Below are 19,509 nucleotides of genomic sequence, written 5' to 3'. Positions count from 1 at the left end.
ACGCCGATCATTTACGCGTCAACCGCAGTCATGCGCAGACATGGGATCACCCCACTGGTTCCGGAAAGCACACTCAGGGGCGGGCGATGGAGCAGACACACACCGCACACAACGGCACGGCGACGGCGACGCCGGGCGCGCAGCGGCGCGTCCTGGTGGTCGAGGACGACCCGACGATCGTCGACGCCATCGCGGCCCGCCTGCGCGCCGAGGGATTCCTCGTGCAAACGGCGGGCGACGGCCCGGCGGCCGTCGACACGGCAGAGGCCTGGCAGCCCGACCTGCTGATCCTCGACATCATGCTGCCCGGCTTCGACGGTCTGGAGGTCTGCCGTCGTGTGCAGGCGTCCCGCCCGGTGCCGGTCATGATGCTCACCGCGCGCGACGACGAGACCGACATGCTGGTCGGGCTCGGCGTGGGCGCCGACGACTACATGACCAAGCCGTTCTCGATGCGGGAGCTGGCGGCACGCGTGCATGTGCTGCTGCGCCGGGTGGAGCGGGCCGCGATCGCGGCGACGACCCCGCGCAGCGGGATCCTGCGGCTCGGCGAGCTGGAGATCGACCACGCGCAGCGCCGGGTGCGGGTGCGCTCGGAGGACGTGCACCTCACGCCCACCGAGTTCGACCTGCTGGTCTGCCTGGCGAACACCCCGCGCGCGGTGCTCTCCCGTGAGCAGCTCCTCGCGGAGGTCTGGGACTGGGCGGACGCCTCCGGCACCCGTACCGTCGACAGCCACATCAAGGCACTGCGGCGGAAGATCGGCGCGGAGCGGATCCGCACGGTGCACGGCGTGGGCTACGCGCTGGAGACCCCGACGCCATGAGTTCCGGGCCGGACGGGCCGAGAAGCCCCGGGGAGCCCTGGGGCCGGGTACGGCCGTTCTCGATCAAGACCAAGCTGGGTGCGCTGGTCGTCGTCTCGGTGCTGATCACCACCGGCCTGTCGGTGATCGCGGTGCACACCAAGACGGAGCTGCGCTTCATCACGGTCTTCTCGATGATCGCCACACTGCTGATCACGCAGTTCGTGGCGCATTCGCTCACGGCGCCGCTGGACGAGATGAACACGGTGGCCCGGTCCATCTCGCACGGCGACTACACCCGCCGGGTGAGCGAGAACCGCGGCGACGAGCTGGGCGACCTGGCCCAGACGATCAACGTCATGGCGGACGAGCTGGAGGCGCAGGACCGGCAGCGCAAGGAGCTGGTGGCCAACGTCTCGCACGAGCTGCGCACGCCCATCGCCGGCCTGCGCGCCGTCCTGGAGAACGTCGTCGACGGCATCGCCGAGGCGGACCCCGAGACCATGCGCACCGCCCTGAAGCAGACGGAGCGGCTCGGGCGGCTGGTGGAGACGCTGCTGGACCTGTCCCGCCTGGACAACGGCGTCGTCCCGCTGCGCAAGCGGCGTTTCGAGGTGTGGCCGTACCTGTCCGGGGTGCTGAAGGAGGCCAACATGGTCGCCTCGGCGCGCGCCACGATGGGCTCGGGCGGCAACCACACGCGCACCGACGTCCATCTGCACCTGGACGTGTCCCCGCCGGAGCTGACCGCGCACGCGGACCCGGAGCGGATCCACCAGGTCGTCGCGAACCTGATCGACAACGCGGTCAAGCACAGCCCGCCGCACGGACGGGTGACGGTGAAGGCGCGGCGCGGGCCGCTGCCGGAGTCGCTGGAGCTCGAGGTCCTGGACGAGGGGCCCGGCATTCCGCGCTCGGAGTGGCGCCAGGTGTTCGAGCGGTTCAACCGGGGCGCCGTCCGCCGTCCGCACGGACCGGGCAGCGACGGCGGTACGGGGCTGGGGCTGGCGATCGCCCGCTGGGCGGTCGATCTTCACGGCGGCCGGATCGGAGTGGCCGAATCCGAGCGGGGCTGCCGGATTCTTGTCACTCTTCCGGGAGAGTTTTCCGTCTCAAGTTGACGTAAAGTTCGAAGCGGAGCCACAAGATCCACCGACGTTCGCGCAGTCGGACACGTGTGATCAGGCAGCGGACCGTCCCAGGTCGGCACGGGTCCGCACGCTCAGCGTGCGCGACCTGCGTCAACGCACCCCTTTTGACGCGCAACCGCGCTTGTTTCCCGCCATTTACAGCCGTGAAACGCGCTTTCCGATGTGACTTACGCGACGATGCACCGGCCCGGCCTGACCTTCCCCCTCCAGGGGGCGTAGCCTTTATTCCCGCTGTCCATCACCTTGTGAAGCGGAAGAGGGCGGTTGCCGCCGTGTCGCCACAGTCCCCCAGTAACGCATCGAGCATCTCGACCGACGCAGACCAAGCGGGCAAGAATCCCGCTGCCGCGTTCGGGCCGAACGAGTGGCTCGTCGATGAGATCTATCAGCAGTACCTCCAGGACCCGAACTCGGTAGACCGTGCCTGGTGGGACTTCTTCGCCGACTACAAGCCGGGGGCCGCCACTCCCTCGGCTCCGGCGGGTACTGCGGCCGCGGGGGCCGCAGCGACCACCACGCCCCCTGCGCCCGCCGCACCGGCCGCTCCGGCCCAGGCTGCGCCCGCTGCTGCGGCTCCCGCCGCCGCGGCTCCCGCGCCGGCCGCCGCCCCGAGGCCCGCGCCCGCCGCCCAGGCGGCTGCTCCGGCTCCGGTGAAGGCGGCCCCGGCCGCGAAGCCGGCCGCCGCCGCGAAGCCCGCGCCCGCCGCGGCCTCGGCCGCGCCGGCGCAGGGTCCGGAGTTCGTGACGCTGCGCGGCCCCGCCGCCGCGGTCGCCAAGAACATGAACGCCTCGCTGGAGCTGCCCACGGCCACGTCCGTGCGCGCGGTCCCGGTGAAGCTGCTGTTCGACAACCGCATCGTCATCAACAACCACCTCAAGCGCGCCCGGGGCGGGAAGATCTCCTTCACGCACCTGATCGGCTTCGCGATGGTGCAGGCCATCAAGGCCATGCCGTCGATGAACTGGCACTACGCGGAGAAGGACGGGAAGCCCACCCTCGTCAAGCCGCCGCACGTCAACTTCGGCCTGGCCATCGACCTGGTGAAGCCCAACGGCGACCGCCAGCTCGTCGTGGCCGGCATCAAGAAGGCCGAGACGCTGAACTTCTTCGAGTTCTGGCAGGCCTACGAGGACATCGTCCGCCGCGCCCGCGACGGCAAGCTGACGATGGACGACTTCACCGGCGTCACGGTCTCCCTGACCAACCCCGGCGGTCTCGGCACCGTGCACTCCGTGCCGCGCCTGATGCCCGGCCAGTCGGTGATCATGGGCGTCGGCTCGATGGACTACCCGGCGGAGTTCCAGGGCACCAGCCAGGACACCCTGAACAAGCTCGGCATCTCGAAGGTCATGACGCTCACGTCGACCTACGACCACCGGGTCATCCAGGGCGCCGCCTCCGGCGAGTTCCTCCGCGTCGTCGCCAACTCCCTCCTCGGGGAGAACGGCTTCTACGACGAGATCTTCGAGGCGCTGCGCATCCCCTACGAGCCGGTCCGCTGGCTCAAGGACATCGACGCCAGCCACGACGACGACGTCACCAAGGCCGCCCGGGTCTTCGAGCTGATCCACTCCTACCGGGTCCGCGGCCACGTCATGGCCGACACCGACCCGCTGGAGTACCGCCAGCGCAAGCACCCCGACCTCGACATCACCGAGCACGGCCTCACCCTGTGGGACCTCGAGCGCGAGTTCGCGGTCGGCGGCTTCGCGGGCAAGTCCCTGATGAAGCTGCGCGACATCCTGGGCGTGCTGCGCGACTCGTACTGCCGCACCACCGGCGTCGAGTTCATGCACATCCAGGACCCGAAGCAGCGCCGCTGGATCCAGGACCGCATCGAGCGCGCGCACAGCAAGCCGGAGCGCGAGGAGCAGCTGCGCATCCTGCGCCGGCTGAACGCGGCGGAGGCCTTCGAGACCTTCCTCCAGACGAAGTACGTCGGCCAGAAGCGCTTCTCGCTGGAGGGCGGCGAGTCCGTCATCCCGCTGCTCGACGCGGTGCTGGACAGCGCGGCCGAGTCGCGGCTGGACGAGGTCGTCATCGGCATGGCCCACCGCGGCCGGCTGAACGTCCTCGCGAACATCGTCGGCAAGTCGTACGCGCAGATCTTCCGTGAGTTCGAGGGCAACCTCGACCCGAAGTCGATGCACGGCTCCGGCGACGTGAAGTACCACCTGGGCGCCGAGGGGACCTTCACGGGCCTGGACGGCGAGCAGATCAAGGTCTCGCTGGCCGCGAACCCGTCACACCTGGAGACGGTCGACCCGGTCATCGAGGGCATCGCCCGCGCCAAGCAGGACATCATCAACAAGGGCGGCACGGACTTCACCGTCCTGCCGGTCGCCCTGCACGGTGACGCGGCCTTCGCGGGCCAGGGCGTGGTGGCCGAGACCCTGAACATGTCGCAGCTGCGCGGTTACCGCACGGGCGGCACGGTCCACATCGTCATCAACAACCAGGTCGGCTTCACCGCCGCCCCGGAGTCCTCGCGCTCCTCGATGTACGCCACGGACGTGGCGCGCATGATCGAGGCCCCGATCTTCCACGTGAACGGCGACGACCCGGAGGCCGTGGTCCGCGTCGCGCGGCTGGCCTTCGAGTTCCGTCAGGCGTTCAACAAGGACGTGGTGATCGACCTCATCTGCTACCGCCGCCGCGGTCACAACGAGTCGGACAACCCGGCCTTCACCCAGCCGCTGATGTACGACCTGATCGACAAGAAGCGCTCGGTGCGCAAGCTGTACACCGAGTCCCTCATCGGTCGCGGCGACATCACCCTGGAAGAGGCCGAGCAGGCGCTCCAGGACTACCAGGGCCAGCTGGAGAAGGTCTTCACGGAGGTCCGCGAGGCCACCGCGCAGCCCGCCGCCGGCGACGCCCACGAGCCGCAGGACAACTTCCCCGTCGCGGTGAACACCGCCGTCTCCGCGGAGGTCGTCAAGCGCATCGCCGAGTCCCAGGTCAACATCCCCGACTACTTCCACGTCCACCCGCGCCTGCTGCCGCAGCTCCAGCGCCGGGCGACGATGGTCGAGGACGGCACGATCGACTGGGGCATGGGCGAGACGCTTGCCGTCGGCTCGTTGCTGCTGGAAGGCACCCCGGTCCGGCTGTCCGGCCAGGACTCGCAGCGGGGCACCTTCGGCCAGCGCCACGCGGTGCTCATCGACCGCGAGACGGGCGAGGAGCACACCCCGCTCCAGTACCTCAACGACGAGCAGGCGCGCTACAACGTCTACAACTCCCTCCTCTCCGAGTACGCGGTGATGGGCTTCGAGTACGGCTACTCGCTGGCCCGTCCCGACGCGCTCGTGATGTGGGAGGCGCAGTTCGGCGACTTCGTCAACGGCGCGCAGACCGTGGTCGACGAGTACATCTCGGCGGCCGAGCAGAAGTGGGGTCAGACGAGCGGCGTCACGCTCCTGCTCCCCCACGGCTACGAGGGCCAGGGCCCGGACCACTCCTCGGCCCGCGTCGAGCGCTTCCTCCAGCTCTGCGCCCAGAACAACATGACGGTCGCGATGCCCACGCTCCCGTCGAACTACTTCCACCTCCTGCGGTGGCAGGTGCACAACCCGCACCACAAGCCGCTGGTCGTCTTCACCCCGAAGTCGATGCTGCGCCTCAAGGCCGCCGCGTCGAAGGCGGAGGAGTTCACGAGCGGCCAGTTCCGCCCGGTCATCGGCGACACGACGATCACCGACCCGGCGGCCGTGAAGAAGGTCGTCTTCTGCGCCGGCAAGGTCTACTACGACCTGGAGGCCGAGCGTCAGAAGCGCGGCGTCACGGACACGGCGATCATCCGCCTCGAGCGGCTGTACCCGCTGCCGGGCGCCGAGGTCCAGGCGGAGGTCAACAAGTACCCCAACGCCGAGAAGTACCTCTGGACCCAGGAGGAGCCGGCCAACCAGGGCGCCTGGCCGTTCATCGCCCTGAACCTGATCGACCACCTGGACCTCGCGGTCGGCGCGGACGTGCCGCACGGCGAGCGCCTGCGCCGCATCTCGCGCCCGCACGGCTCGTCCCCGGCGGTCGGCTCCGCCAAGCGGCACCAGGCGGAGCAGGAGCAGCTGGTGCGTGAGGTGTTCGAGGCCTGAGCCCGCGCACACCTGCCTGACGGCGAAGGGCCCGCCCCCCGAGTTTCGGGGGGCGGGCCCTTCGGTGTGCTCGGGCCGGCCGGGCGTCAGATGACCTGGGGTTCGAAGTCCCAGTAGGGGCGGTTGCGGGAGCGGGCCGAGACGGTGTGCGGGTGCTTGCTGCCCAGCGTCGAGTCGAGGTCCGAGAGGGCCTCCTGCTCGGCCTTCTCCGCCTGCCGCCGGTCCCGCAGACCGCGCAGGTCCGCCGCGTACGCGATCCGCGCCGACAGGGTCAGCGGGTGGGTCCGGCCGAGCGTCTCGACGGCCCGGGTCACCGTGTCCCGGCTGAGGTCGGCGGCGCTCTCGGTGTCGCCGACGATGTTGCGCAGGGCCGAGGCGTTCAGGGCGCAGCCCAGCGTCCAGGCGTGGTTCTCGCCCACCGCCTCGGTCATCGACGCCAGCGCCTGCTCCAGGAGCACGTGGCCGGCCTCCCGCTCGCCGACGTTGCGAAGGATCAGCGCCTGGTTGGCACGGGCGCCCGCGACGAAGGGGTGCTCGTCGCCGAGCATCATCTCGTAGCGTGCGACGACGGCCTCGCTGAGCTCGTGGGCCCGGTCGATGTCGCCGTGCTCGCGGGCGAAGCAGCTCTGGGCCGTCGCGAAGATCAGGGTGAGCGGGTGGGTCTCGCCCAGCACCCGCTCACCGCGCTCCAGCACGCTGGAGAGCATCTCCCCGGGCTCCTCCCATTCGATGCTGCGGTCCCGGCCGCGGTCACGGTCGCCCAGGCGGTAGCGGCACAGCGCGAGGTTGTGCTCGGCGCTGAGGGTCTGCGGGTTGTCGCGGCCCATCACGAGACGGCTCTCGCGCACGTTCTTCGCCTGGATGGACTCGGCCTCCGCGTAGCGCCCGAGGAGCCGCAGGTCGATGGCGTAGTAGATCTCGGAGCCGAGCGTCCACGGATGGCGGGCCCGCAGCAGCACCCGCCGGGACTCCAGGGTCTGCCGGTCGATGTCCAGGGCTTCCTGATAGCGCCCGAGCAGACGCAGGGAGACCGCCAGATTGTTCAGGGAGTTGAGGCTTCGCGAGTCCTGCTCGCCCAGCAGGTCGCGGTATCCGACCAGAACCCACTGGGAGAGTTCGAGCGCCTCGTCGTAGCGGCCGAGGCCGCGCAGGTCGGCGGCGAGACCGGCCGCCGCCCGCAGATGCTCCAGGTCCTGAGGTCCGCGCTCCGCCTTCAGGTGCTCGGAGGCGGCGCGGCTGAGGGCCTCGGTCCCGGCGTAGTCGCCGACGGCGCGCAGCAGGTTGGTGTAGTGGTAGCTCAGCTCCCAGATCCTGGGGTGGGTCGGGCCGAGCAGCTCGCGCCAGGCCTCCATGGCGCGCTCGCCGAGCTTGATGCCGGCGTTGTACTCGCCGGAGAAGTACATGTAGCGCAGGCAGTTGAAGACCAGCCGCTGGACGGCCGGGTCCTGGGTCTGGAGCACGTCCGCGTACTTCAGATGCGGCACGATCTGGGCGTATCCCGGCCACAGGTCGGGGTCGGTGGGCCGACGCGGGTCGGCCGCGGCGAGGGCCTGGCGTACGACGTCGATGAACTCCTTGCGGTCCGTGTCCGGCATGTCCTTGTGCACGATCTGGTGGACCATGCGGTGCAGGTACAGCGACTCGCCGGAGGCGGCGGCCTCGTCGCCGAGCGCTTCGTGGGACTCCAGGCGGACCACCGAGTACTGGCGGAGCTGGTTGATCGCCTTGTTCCACAGCAGCGGGTCGTTGAGCAGCCCGGCGAGCTGTTCCGGGAGTGCTTCGCTGGACATCTCGCGCAGCAGGCGGACAGGGATGAATCCCGGCGCGAAGAACGTGCACAGCCGCAGCAGATCGACCGATTCGGGGACGGTGTCGCGGAGTTTGTTCAGCAGTATCGACCACGCGGTCTGGAAGGCGAGCGGGAAGTCCGCCGACACCTTCACCACGTCGCTGTCGATACCGCCGTCGAGCAGGGCGATGTACTGGCGCACCGAGAGTTCGGAGTCGTTCAGCCAGCCCGCTGTCTGGTCCAGCAGCAGGGGCAGGTCCTCCAGCGCGTCCGCGAGCTGGTCGGCCTCCACCTCCGTCAGCCGCGGGGCGCGGCGCCGGATGAACGCCACCGACTCGTCGCGGGCGTAGACGGGTACCTCGAGCAGCTTGCTGTTGTGCTCGGTCCACTCCGGGTTGCGGGAGGTGATGATGACGTGGCCGGGGCCGGTCGGCACCAGGTCCCAGATCTGGTCCGGCTCGTCCGCGCCGTCGAGGATCAGCAGCCAGCGCCCGTACGGTTCGCCGCGGCGCAGCGAGTCGCGGACCGCGCGGAGCCGTTCGCCGTACTCCTGGCCGGTCTGGAGCCCCAGTTTCGGAGCGAGTTCGGCGAGCAGCCGACGGTAGGTGACGCGTTTCTCGGCGTTCACCCACCAGACGACGTCGTACTCGGAACCGAAGCGGTAGACGTACTCGGCGGACAGCTGGGTCTTGCCCACGCCCGACATGCCGTGGAACGTGACCACGCCGGCGCCGGGCTCCGCGTTCCGCAGCACCTGATAGGCCTCGTTGAGCAGCGCCTCGCGGCCGGTGAACCGCGTGTTGCGGCGGGGCACCCCGCCCCAGACCTCGGGCATCGACGCCGGGAACCGGGGACCGCGGCGCGCCGCGTCTACGGGCTCGGGCAGCGGGTCGGTCGGCAGGTCCAGCCGGTCGAGCAGCCGGCGCTCGGCCTCTTCCGCACCCATGTTGGTCAGGTTGACGGGGGCGAGGACGGCGGTCGCGGAGGGCACGGACGCCGAGGTGACGGAGACGGCGGCGAACCGGGAGGCGTCGGGCGCGACGACCTCGCGCAGCGCCGCGTTCCACTCCTCCTGCGTGCGGGGACCGAGCTGGAAGTACCACTCGCTGACGACGATGAGGATGCGGCCCTCGGCGAGTTGCAGGTCGCGCAGCAGGTCCACCAGGGGGACGTCCGCCGGGGAGTCCCAGCGCAGGTACACGACCCGCAGGCCACGACGTTCGAGCCGGTCCCCGACCCAGGCCGCCCAGGCCCGGTTGAAACCCGCGAAATGGATCGTGACCGTCTGCCTTGCGGCCCCTCTCCCGGTCGCCCCCACCGGCGTACGAGCTCCAGACATGCAGCGGCCTCCAGCGCGTAGTACCAAAATCCTAGAACCTCGGCGCGTCGTGCGTAAGTCCGCCGACTTCATCCACGCGTGCCTCGATTCGACGATCTTCGCGCACCGGGCGGCCCCTTGCAGGCCATCCTCATTCTTTCGGGCGTGGCACAGCGGCCGCATGACGTTGTGTCCACAGAGCGCGCGCGGCCTTCACGTACGCCTGGGCGCGCGCCGTGTGGTTCCGGGGCGCCGGATGGTCGGCCATGCGCTCGTAGGTGGCCGTCATCTCGTCGACGAACCGGCGTCCCCGGCGGGTGAGGTCGGGCGAGCCGACGAGTCCCGGCAGGGCCGCTCCGACCTGGGCGCGGTAGCGGGCGTGCCGCGACCAGGCGTACTCGCTGTCGGGCGGTGTGGTGCGCAGCGCGCGGCGCTGGAAGTAGTCCGCGAGGGCCAGGTGCGAGTAGATCCCCTGGAGCAGACCGTCGTACGGTCGGGGGTCGGTCTTCCAGGGGGCGAAGTAGCGGGCCTCCGCGTCGGCGTGATGGAGGGTCACGAGGTCACCCAGGGCGGCCAGTTTGGCGTGGTGCAGTTCGTGGACGAGGGTCTCGGCCAGGGCCAGGGCGTCCTGCGGGGTGCTGGAGAGCAGGGCGCCGAACGCCTCGTGCCGGGTCGCGCTGCAACTGTCCCGTCCCTCGGCGCCGGGCGGCCGCTCCAGCGGCACCAGGCAGCGCAGCAGCGCCACCGCCTCGGTCACCCGGTGGGCGCCGCCGGTGCGCAGTGCGGCCTCGGTGCCCGACCAGGCCTGGAGCCAGCGTTTGACGTCCGCGTCGTCGAGGGTCGCGGGTCCGCCGAGCGTCCGGTGGCGGGGGCCGGGTGCGACACGGTAGGGGTCCACGTCGTCCAGCGGCATGGGGCCGCCCGCGGACGGCAGTCCGGGCAGGGCGTGCACGGGAGTCCAGGCGAGGGCGCCGGACCAGGCCCCGATCCCGCTCTCCAGACGCACGACGACGTCCGGCGCGTCGGGCCGGCGCACCGTCAGGCACCCTCTCCGGTGGGTGACATCGACGGGGACGTCACCTCGGGTGGCCGTGCGCAGCGAGCCGAGGGAGGGCAGCGTGAGCACTCCGGCGTACGCGGTCAGCCGGACGGTGAAGGGGATCCCGGCGCGGGCAGCCGCCACGGCGGCGATCGCGCTGAAGTGCGCGAGGTCCTGGCGGAGCCGGCGGGACCGGGGCCCGTCCGGGGGACCTGCGCGGCCGTCGAGTCCGTGCAGACAGCTCAGCGCCCATGGCCCGGTCAACGGATGGAAGAGCCGGTCCCGGGCGGGCGAGAGCACGGCACCCGGCGGGTGCGGGTGGACGGTGCCCGGTAAGGGGTGGGGCGCGCCGAGGGAGGAGTGCGAGGCCCCGCGCGGGTCCTGTGGCGTGCCGGCCGGGGGGTGGGCCGGGCCCGACGACGGGTGCGGCGCGCCTGGCCCGGGTGTCCCGCGCGGGTCGCCGGGTGGCGGTGTCCCGCGCGGGTCCGGTGGTGTGCCGGCCGGGGGGTGTGTGCCGGGGGGCTGCGGGTGGTCGGCCTCGGCGAGCAGGGACCAGTCCTCGCGCAGCCGGGCCTTTCGGCCGGGGGAGCAGAGCGCGGGGTCCGCCGCCTCGGCCGCGTCGAGGACGGCGCGCAGCAGAAGCAGCCGTCGGGTGTCCTGGTCGCGCACGAGAAGGGCCAGGGTGTCGGGGGTCCCCTCGGTGCGGCCGAGTTCCACGAGGGCCCGGTCGGGGATCGTCGGCCTGGTCACGGTGCGCCTCCTTCCCGGGCCGCGGAGACGGCGGCGGCCGCGGCGGCCGTGTCCGCGGCGAGCCGGCCGGCGACGTGGCGGATGAAGCGCTGGAGGTCCGCGCAGTACACGGACGGGTTGAGAAAGCCGTGCCCCGCCCGGTAGCGGTGGGCGTAGTGACCGCCTCCGCAGACGGTCAGCAGGGGGCAGGCCCGGCACTGGTCCGCGAGGGCCGCGGCGCCCGCCTGGCGAGCTGCCACCGCGGGATGCAGCAGCGCCTCGTCGAAGGCGTGCCGGAAGACGTCCAGGCCGGTCCGCGCGGCGCCGTCGTAGGCGGACTTCAGGGCGTCCACCTGTTCGATCGATCCGTCGGTCTCCACGACGACCGCGTCGAACGGAGCGAGGCCGAGGGCTTCGGTGACCGAGGGCAGCCCCAGCAGGAGCGCGACGCACTCCTCGAAGAGGCGGACCCGGGTCTCCCGCCGGCCGGCCCGCCACCAGCGGTCGAAGACGGCGCACAGCCACTCCCCGTGGCGGGCGTCCGCCCAGTGGGGCGGTGGGGCGGACCAGTTGCCGTGCGGCAGCAGGAAGTCCAGGCCGGGCGGTCGCAGGGTGAGGAGGGACTCGTACGTCTCCACCGGGTCCAAGGTGACGTCGACGACGGTGAGGATGCCGGCGTAGGCCTGCGGCGCCCGTTCGGCGACCAGCAGCGCCCCGCGCGCGGCGGCGGGCCAGGACGGGCGCCCCGCGTGGTCGACACGGCGGGCGTTGTGCGCGGCGAGGCCGCCGTCGAGGCTGACGCCGATCCGGATGCCGGCGTCGGCCAGGACGGCGAGGCGCCGCTCGGTGAGGAGGGTGGCGTTGGTCTGGACGGTGGCATGCACCGTGCAGCCGGCCGGGACGCGGTCGCGCACCAGGGCGGTGAAGCGGGCCAGCCTCCCGGCGCCGGCCAGCAGGGGCTCGCCGCCGTGCAGGACGAGGGAGATGTCCGTGAGGCCGTGGGCGCCGGCGTGTTCGGCGATACGGGTCGCGGTGCGCTCGAGGACCTCGTCGGCGGCGGCCGCGGGGCGGGTGCGCCAGGTGGAGTCGGGGCCCTCGTAGAGGTAGCAGTAGGTGCAGGCGAGGTTGCAGCGACCGTGCGTTTTCACGATGAACTGGCGGAAGGCCTGTCGAGACACTCCAGCACCCCCATGCCTAGGGTGTTTCTCTTGGATCGGGTCGGATCAGGCCGCGGTGTCCGGTGCGGTGCATCGCGAGGCGGAGCATGATCCGCGTACCGGGTGTACGCGGGTCGTGCGACAACGCCGCGAGGTGCCGTGCCGGGCGCCGCGGACCCGGGCTGATCCAGAAGAAGCGCCCTGGCCCTTGAGCCGCATGGGGGCGGATTCCCGGGCGGACACAGGTCACAAACCCCACCCGACCGAAGTTGTCCGAGTCGTGCGCAGAAGAAACCGGAATCGACCCTGAACGATCGGGTGACTCGAATCGCGCGATCCGGTGGAGCCGACGGGGTTCGCCTCAGAGCGCCGAGGCGAACCCCCACAGCGGCTCGCTCGCCCGTCCCGCGCGGTCCCGCAGCTCTTCGAGCAGCTCCAGCAGCACGGGATGCTCGATCGTCCCCAGCTCCGTGAGACCCAGCGACAGCAGATCCGGCAGCGGCTCCCCGGCGCCGGGAGCCTCCGGCGCCACCGTCACCCCCGCGAACCCGTCCTGTGCGTCCATGCCCACCCCTCCCGACCCTCTCCGCTCATGTCACACGTTCCAGTGCGGCCAGCCGCCGCGCCGTCTGCTCCGCCGTCGGCTCGCCCGTGCCCAGGTAGTCGTCCGGCAGTCTCGACCACTCCGTGCGGGCCAGGCGGTAGGCCTCGCGGGCGGCACGCGGCCGGGCGGCCGCCTCGTAGGACATACCCCGCCAGTGATGCGCCTGCGCACACAACTCGACGGCCTCATGGCGCCGGCGACCGGTTTCGGCCACCCCCTCCGCCTCCCGGGCCGCCTCCGCCGCGTCGCGGAAGGCGTCGACCGCGAGGTCGAGCCGGGCCGGGCGGCGCAGGCTGCGGTAGGCCTCGAACTGGACCTGGCCGAGCTCCAGTCGGCAGCGGGCGGCGAGCAGCGGATCGCCCGCCTCCGCCGCCGCGAGGCCGAAGAGGTGTTCGGCCTCGCGCAGGTCGACCCGGTCCCCGCGGGCCCGGTAGCGCAGCATCAGCGCGCGGCCGAGCAGCAGCAGCCGGTGGGCGACCTGGCGGCTGCCCGCCGGGGTCTCCATCCGGCAGTCCCGCAGCACGCGGATCGCCCGGGACAGCACGTCCTGCGCCCGTACCCCGGACTGGAGCCCGGCCAGCCGCAGCAGCGCCTCGCCCCACTCGGCGAGGACGTCGGCGTGGGCGGGCGCGTCGCGGGACATCCGCTGGGCGGCCTGCGCGAAGCGGTCCGCGGCCACCTCCAGCTCCGCCGGTTCGCCCGACTCGGCGTAGCGGGCCACGGCGATCCGGCCGGCCCGCGCCAGCAAGGACGCGCGCCGCCCCTGTTCGCGCACCAGGGCGAGGGCCTCGTCGACCCGGGCCTGGGCGTCGTCCAGCGGGCCGCCCGCCTGGAGCAGCGCGTCGACCAGGTCGAGCAGGATGCGCACACGCGCGCGTGCCGACTCGGCGGTGTACGGCTCGGTGCCGGTGTCCAGGGCGTTGCGCAGCGACCCGGCGCCCTGTTCGGCGTAGAGGCGGGCCTGGACGGGATCGGCGGTGGCGCCGGACAGACGCAGCAGGATCCGGCCGTGCTCCAGGGGGAGTTCGGGCGGGCGCCGGCGCCGGTCGGGCCAGACGTCGGCGAAGGCCTCCAGCATGCCGACGGCGCCCTGGAGCAGCGCGCTGTCCCCGCCGAGCCGCCACTGCGCCTCCAGGGCGCGCACCCGTTCCAGGGTGAGTTTCAGCGCCTGGTTCTCGTCGAGCCCGGGCGCGGCGCAGGCGACGGCGTACTCGCGGTCGGCGCGGCGCAGCAGGTCCAGGGCGCCGGTGCGGTCGCCGCGCCGCCTGCGGTCGGTCGCGGCCGCGTGCAACACCCGTGCCAGAACGGCCCGTTCGTGCAGGCGGCGCGGGTGTGCGGTCGCCCGTTCCGCGGCCGCCCCGGCCTCCTGGAGGAGGTCGTCGCCGCCCTGCACCTCCCACAGCCGCAGGGTGCAGTGCGCGTACTCGGCCCACAGTTCGGGGTCCGCGCCCGTCCGCTCGCGTTCGGTGGCGCCGCGCAGCAGCTGCACCGCGTCGATGACGTCCTGGATCATGCCCTCGCTGTCGAAGCGCTCGATCAGCGCTCGGGCCCTGCGGACCGCCTGGTGCGTCGGCCGTTCCGCGGGCTGTCCCGGTCCGGTCCCGCTTCCGGGGCTCTCGAACTGCTCGGGCAGCGGCATGAACCGCCGCAGCACGCGGGCGGCGACCTCCGCGAAGGGCTGGGGCACGGAGGCCTCCTCGGCGTTGCCGCCGTTGTCCCCGTGGTCGGCGTGATCCCCCTGGTCGCCGCTGTCGCCGCTGTCGCCGTTGTCCGTGCGCCGGGTGGTGGGTGCGTACGGGCGGCCCGCGCCGCCGTCGCCGAGCTGGGCCAGGGCGAGTGCCGGGAAGTTGGGGCCGCCCTTGCCGAAGCGCTGTTCGATGTACTCCGAGCAGTGCTTGAGCACCAGCACGGCCTCGTCACGGCCCAGCCGGGACAGCAGGGCGTCGCGCACGTCGGGCTCGATGCGGTACCACTGGGCGCCGCCGTCGGCGTACTCCTCCGACGCGCGCGTGACCAGGCCGCCGACCAGCACCTCGGCGAGTTCGGCCGGCCCGGAGTCGGGCAGCATCGTGCGCTGGACGAGCTGCATCACGGGCAGGCACAGGGGCGCGGCGGCCAGATACACGGCGAGCCGACCGGCGGCCGGGGAGGCGCTGGAGCTGAACCTGCTGACCCGTTCGAACGGCGTGCGCCGGCGGTCGGCACGGGCCGCCGGGGCGGCCGGCTGGTCCGCGCGCACCCAGCCGACGGCCCCCGGGACGGGCCCGCCGCCGGCCCCGGACAGCAGCCTGGCCCAGGCGCCCAGGGCCACCGGCTCGGGCGGCAGCACCGGCACCGGCAGCGCTCCCCGGCGCGCCTCCGCCGGGATCCCCGCGGGGGTCCTCACGCGCAGGGCGGCCGCTCCGCCCAGTGTCTCGCCGCGGCTCAACTCGCAGAACATCACCGGCAGTCGGGTGCGGTTCCACAGGCGCTGCGGCAGCGGCTGGAGCACCGCGACCGGGCCCTGCCGGGAGAGGTGGTGCAGCAGCCGGTGCGCGTGGCCGCTGTGCCACAGGGGACCCGCGCAGTCGCTGACCAGCAGGACGATCCGGCGGCCGGTGGGATCGCTGAGCCGGTCCGCGCAGTGCAGCGGCGCCGCGTAGGCGTCGGGGCTGCGGCTGACGGCCGGCTCACCGTCCGGCCCCTGGTGCAGATGACTGACCTGGATGTCGGAGAAGGCGCCCAACTGGCCGAAAACCTGCTGAAGTTCGATGAACAACCGGTCCCACACGCGCATCGAGGACGAGGCGTCCAGGACCAGCTGGAGCCGGGCGTCGCCCCGGGTGACGGCCTGGTACACGGGCAGGATCAGGCCGCCCGCCTGCGCGCTGCGCTCCGCCGTCGCCGTCTCGTCGAGCCGCATGCGCAGCGGCGGCGCGGGGCTGCGGTAACGCTGCAACCGCCTTAACGCGCGCTGGAGTTCGAGCGGGGCGGGCAGCGCCGGGGCAGCGGGTACACCCACCGGCAGCGCGGCGGCCCGCCCCGCGCCACGGGTCCGCTCCGCCCCGTCCTGCGGGACCGGGTAGAGGCTCACCCGCCCGTCGGCCCCCACGTCCTGCGGCAGCCGCTCCGGCCGTTCGGGGCGGTCCCCGCGCGGCCTTGTGTCCCCGTCCGGGCCACGTCCGCCGTCGGGCCGGGGCGCGGGCCGCCCGTCGGTTGCGGCGGGCGGGTCCTCCTGGTCGGCGGCCTCGACCGGCCGGGTCCAGCGCGCCAGCCAGAGCGCGTCGCGCAGCTGCGGCACATCGGGGTCGAGTCCGACGTCACGCAGCCGCGCGACGAGTTCGGCGAGCGGATCACCGCCGCGCGCCACGGAGGGCGAGGCACCGCCGGGCTCCACGGAGCCGCCTCCGGCCGGGACGGCACCCGGGGGGCCGGGACGCCGGCCGTCGGGCGGGACGGGGCCGTGGCGGGCCGCTGCGTCGGGCATCAGGCCCTCACCTCGGGCGGTCGAGTCGCTGGATGAGCAGGTCGGCCAGGCGGTCCCGACTGGGCGGCGCGGCCGCGTCGGTGAGGTAGATGGCGTTCAGCAACTGGTCCGCCGCGAGGAGTTCACTGCGCGACCGCTCCAGGAACCGCGTGATCAGATCGTCCCCCGCGCGTGCCGCCTCGTCACCGAGATGCGCGCGGACGAAGGTGGCGAGCCGGTTGTGGTCGGGGCGCCCCAGCTCCAGGTGGATGCACCGGCGCATCAGCGGGGCCGGGAAGTCGCGCTCCCCGTTGCTGGTGAGCACGACGAACGGGAAGGCGCGGCAGCGTACGCGGCCGTCCCGCACCCGGACCTTCACCCCGTCGGCGGTCAGCACCTCCGCCTCGCCGTCCGGCAGCCGGTCGGCGATGCGCTCCAGCTCGGGAATGGCGAACTCGCCCTCCTCCAGCACGTTCAGCAGGTCGTTCGGGAGGTCGATGTCGCTCTTGTCCAGCTCGTCGATGAGCAGCACGCGCGGGGTGTCGGAGGGCAGCAGCGCGGTGCCGAGCGGCCCCAGCCGGATGTAGCTGCCGATGCCCTCGACCGCGCCCGGCGAGCCCGCCGCCGACCCGAACCCGCCCTGCGCGGCGATCTGCACGTCCTGGAGCCGGGCGATCGCGTCGTAGTGGTACAGCCCGTCCTGGAGCGCGGAACGGCTGACGATCGACCAGCGCAGGACGTTGCCGAGGCCGAGTTCGTAGGCCACCGAGTGGGCGAGCGTGCTCTTGCCCGCGCCGGGGCTGCCCGTGACGAGCAGGGGACGGCGCAGATAGAGCGCCGCGTTGATCATCTCCAGCTCCTCGGCGCCGGGCCGGTGCAGTTCCGCGAGGTGCCGGTGGGCGCCGAGCCTGCGGTCCTGCGACCCGTCGCCGGAGCCGGCCGCGTCCCGGCTGGTGAAGTCCCGCCAGGGCGGCGGGTCGGGCAGCCGCTCGATGCCGTCGTGCGGTTCGCCGGCGCCTCGGTAGATGAGCCACTCACTGGATTCGGTCATGATCCGGTCCTCGTCACTCGTCCACCGCCGCGGCCGTCCGAACGTGCATCACGTTATCCATACTGAAGGTGCCTGGTAAGGGGCCGGCCGGCCCCGCGGGCGGGTGGGTTCAAGGGGCCTCCAGCAGGTCTCCGGTGCCGGGCAGCGGCTGGTGGGGATCGTCGTACAGCAGGGCGACGCCGTCGGCCCAGAACGACTCCGTGCGGCCCGCGCGCAGCCGCATCCGGAGATCGTGCACGGCCTCGGGCAGGTGCTGCACGGTGGGCGGTTCGGCGATGCCGTCGATCGTGCCGCGGTGGAACTCCCCGCAGACGGCGTCGGCCCGGCCGCGCCGCCGGCGCCACAGGGCCACGCCGTAGCCGCCGAGCACGATCCGGGCGAGCGCCTCCGCGTCGTCCTCGTAACGGAGGTCGCCGTAGCGGCAGAGCACCGGGACGGTGCCGTGCGACAGGGCGCGCAACTGCTCCACGGTCGGTACGGGTTTGCGCAACCCCTCGTCGCAGTCGAGGACTTCGGCCATGGCGCGGTGCGCGTGCAGCCAGCGCCAACGGGCCCGGCGCTCCGCGTCCAGGTCGTCCAGGTAATCCAGGTGGTCCAGGTCGTCGGCGCCTTCGACGCCGCCGGCGCCCTCGGCTTCGCCCATATCGTCCGGTTCACCGCCGCCGTACGCGCCGAACGCCTCGTCGGGCAGCCGGTCGCGGTCGGAGCAACGCACGACGACCGGCCGCAGTGCCCCCAACGGCTCGCCTCCGGGGATGAGTTGCCAGTTGTCGACCTCCAGGCCGAGCAGCGCGTGCGGCAGCGCCACCTGAAGGAGCGCCGGCCTGCCGGGCTCGTCGCAGCGGCGGAAAGCCTCCCCCAGCGGGCCGGCGAGGTGCGTGGGCAGGTCGGTCAGCAAAGTGCGCTCGGCCTCGTGCAGCCGGACCGCCTCACCGCCGGGCGCGGCCACGGACACCGACCAGTCGCAGCGGTCCGGCTCCCAGCCCCGCCGCACCAGTTCGAGCAGGGCGGAGGGCCGGGCCACACTGCCGACGGAACGGGCACGCGGGCGTGCGTCGGGCCCACCACGCCGGTGCCGCCTGCGCCCGCCGGGGCCGTCCGTCGGGTGGATGCCGCCGGAGACGGTGTCGGGGGTGTCGCGCTCCGCCTCGTCCCGTCGGCGCAGCCGCTCGACGCGCTGCTCGGCGAGACCGGACCGGTAGCGGGCGCCGAGCCGCTGCGCGGCCTGCCACACCCAGACCCAGAGGGCCTTCTCTGCGTCCGGGGTGCTGGGCACGACGAACGGGCGCGGAGCGGACATCGCGCGCATCGCGTAGTCGAGGACGAGTTCCAGTGCCCCGTCGTCACTCGCGCTCTCGTACAGCGCCCCGAGGCCGTCGCGCCAGCCGCGCGGCGCGGGCAGCGGGGTGAGGGCCTGGAAGTCGGGGAGGGAGTCGAGGATGTCCAGCAGCCCGCGGGTGCTCTCGGGCGGCGGGAGTTCGGCGAGCCGGCCCAGCAGCTGGATCCGCTCGTCCGGACTGAGGGTGCGGCCCGGCCGCGCGCCGAGCCCGCCCTGGACGTCGGTCCAGGTCTGCCGCCGGGAGGCCGGGTGGCGCTGGCGGTCGCGGTGGTAACGGTCGTGGGCGTGGAAGACCGCCTGGTAGAGGTCGCTGTGCTCGGCCGCCGCCTGCGCGGGGACCCGCAGGGTGCGCAACTGCTCGATCCCGGTGGACGTGCCGCCGGGCCGGTGGTCCGAGCGCGCTTTCAGCACGCCGATCACCTCGCCGCGCTCGGGGTCGATCACCGGGCCGCCCGAGACGCCGTACGGCAGGTCGTTGTCGCCCAGCCGCATCTGCACGTCCGAGGACCAGCCGCCGATGGTGCCCTGCACGGTGAGCGTGCCGTCCAGGACCTGTAAGCGGCCCTCGTTCTCGGTCCAGCCGGCGTACAGCACCCGGCCCTCGCCGTAATAGGCCGCCGGACGCTCGGAGACGTACACGCACTCGTGGTCGCCGACGGGCTCGGTCAGCTGGACCAGCGCGAGGTCCGGGGCCGGCCAGTTGCCCGCGGGCAGGGCCCGCCCGGCCCCGTCGGCCCGGTCGGGAAGGGTCGCCACCACGCGGCCGGGGGCGGCGGAGGTGCCTCGCCCCGGCGCCGTCTCGTACACCACCGCGACCTCGCCCCCCTCCCCGCCGCAAGCCACATGTGCGCAGGTCAGAACCCAGTTCGGGGCGACGAAGAAGCCGCTCCCGAGGAACGTGCCGGGCTCCTCCAGGGCATACCCGACGACCGGGCGATGAATGCGCACGGTCGCCGCCACGACGAGTCCACGCAGTGCACGACG

At 72.9% G+C, this 19,509-nt stretch carries 10 protein-coding genes; 3 read left to right on the top strand and 7 right to left on the bottom strand.

The genetic code is table 11. The features are described 5' to 3' along the window. The first annotated feature begins 86 nt into the window (after positions 1-86). The 3 genes from QQM72_RS00630 (at position 87) to QQM72_RS00620 (ending at position 6,054) form a co-directional block, all read left to right on the top strand. Positions 87-827, top strand: coding sequence for a response regulator transcription factor (locus tag QQM72_RS00630; RefSeq protein ID WP_314218818.1), 741 nt, complete (start codon positions 87-89; stop codon positions 825-827). After that, entirely contained in the window at positions 824-1,927 is a 1,104-nt protein-coding gene (locus QQM72_RS00625) for a HAMP domain-containing sensor histidine kinase (RefSeq protein ID WP_314218817.1), read from the top strand. The genes QQM72_RS00630 and QQM72_RS00625 overlap by 4 nt, the downstream gene beginning before the upstream one ends. Positions 1,928-2,229: 302 nt before the next feature. Next, positions 2,230-6,054 carry a multifunctional oxoglutarate decarboxylase/oxoglutarate dehydrogenase thiamine pyrophosphate-binding subunit/dihydrolipoyllysine-residue succinyltransferase subunit gene (locus QQM72_RS00620; protein ID WP_314218816.1) on the top strand — a complete coding sequence of 1,275 codons (3,825 nt, stop codon included), beginning with the start codon at positions 2,230-2,232 and terminating at the stop codon, positions 6,052-6,054. 86 nt (positions 6,055-6,140) lie between these two features. On the opposite strand, the gene fxsT is transcribed toward QQM72_RS00620, so the two are convergent. The 7 genes from fxsT to QQM72_RS00585 all read right to left on the bottom strand — a co-directional run bounded on the left by fxsT (position 6,141) and on the right by QQM72_RS00585 (position 19,473). Further along, complete coding sequence (gene fxsT / locus QQM72_RS00615) at positions 6,141-9,182, bottom strand: FxSxx-COOH system tetratricopeptide repeat protein (RefSeq protein WP_314218815.1); 3,042 nt, start codon at positions 9,180-9,182, stop codon at positions 6,141-6,143. A 130-nt stretch (positions 9,183-9,312) separates the two neighbouring features. Further along, positions 9,313-10,950 (bottom strand): aKG-HExxH-type peptide beta-hydroxylase, encoded by a 1,638-nt coding sequence (locus QQM72_RS00610; RefSeq protein ID WP_314218814.1) that lies wholly within the window; start codon positions 10,948-10,950, stop codon positions 9,313-9,315. Then, positions 10,947-12,107 carry an FxsB family cyclophane-forming radical SAM/SPASM peptide maturase gene (locus tag QQM72_RS00605; RefSeq protein ID WP_314218813.1) on the bottom strand — a complete coding sequence of 387 codons (1,161 nt, stop codon included), beginning with the start codon at positions 12,105-12,107 and terminating at the stop codon, positions 10,947-10,949. The genes QQM72_RS00610 and QQM72_RS00605 overlap by 4 nt, the downstream gene beginning before the upstream one ends. 340 nt (positions 12,108-12,447) lie before the next feature. Further along, entirely contained in the window at positions 12,448-12,651 is a 204-nt protein-coding gene (gene fxsA, locus QQM72_RS00600; RefSeq protein ID WP_314218812.1) for an FxSxx-COOH cyclophane-containing RiPP peptide, read from the bottom strand. A 25-nt stretch (positions 12,652-12,676) separates the two neighbouring features. Next, positions 12,677-16,156, bottom strand: coding sequence for an SAV_2336 N-terminal domain-related protein (locus QQM72_RS00595; protein ID WP_314218811.1), 3,480 nt, complete (start codon positions 16,154-16,156; stop codon positions 12,677-12,679). A 7-nt stretch (positions 16,157-16,163) separates the two neighbouring features. Then, positions 16,164-17,186, bottom strand: coding sequence for an AAA family ATPase (locus QQM72_RS00590; RefSeq protein WP_020130728.1), 1,023 nt, complete (start codon positions 17,184-17,186; stop codon positions 16,164-16,166). Between the two features lie 109 nt (positions 17,187-17,295). Beyond that, a complete protein-coding gene (locus tag QQM72_RS00585) occupies positions 17,296-19,473 on the bottom strand; it encodes a VMAP-C domain-containing protein (RefSeq protein ID WP_314218810.1) in 2,178 nt (725 codons plus the stop codon). Between the last annotated feature and the right edge of the window lie 36 nt (positions 19,474-19,509).

This window comes from Streptomyces zaehneri, assembly GCF_032248645.1.
In the GTDB taxonomy this organism is placed as follows: Bacteria; Actinomycetota; Actinomycetes; order Streptomycetales; family Streptomycetaceae; genus Streptomyces; species Streptomyces coriariae.
Note: the sequence above shows the minus strand (reverse complement) of the source record. Positions and strands in the feature narration are given on the sequence as shown.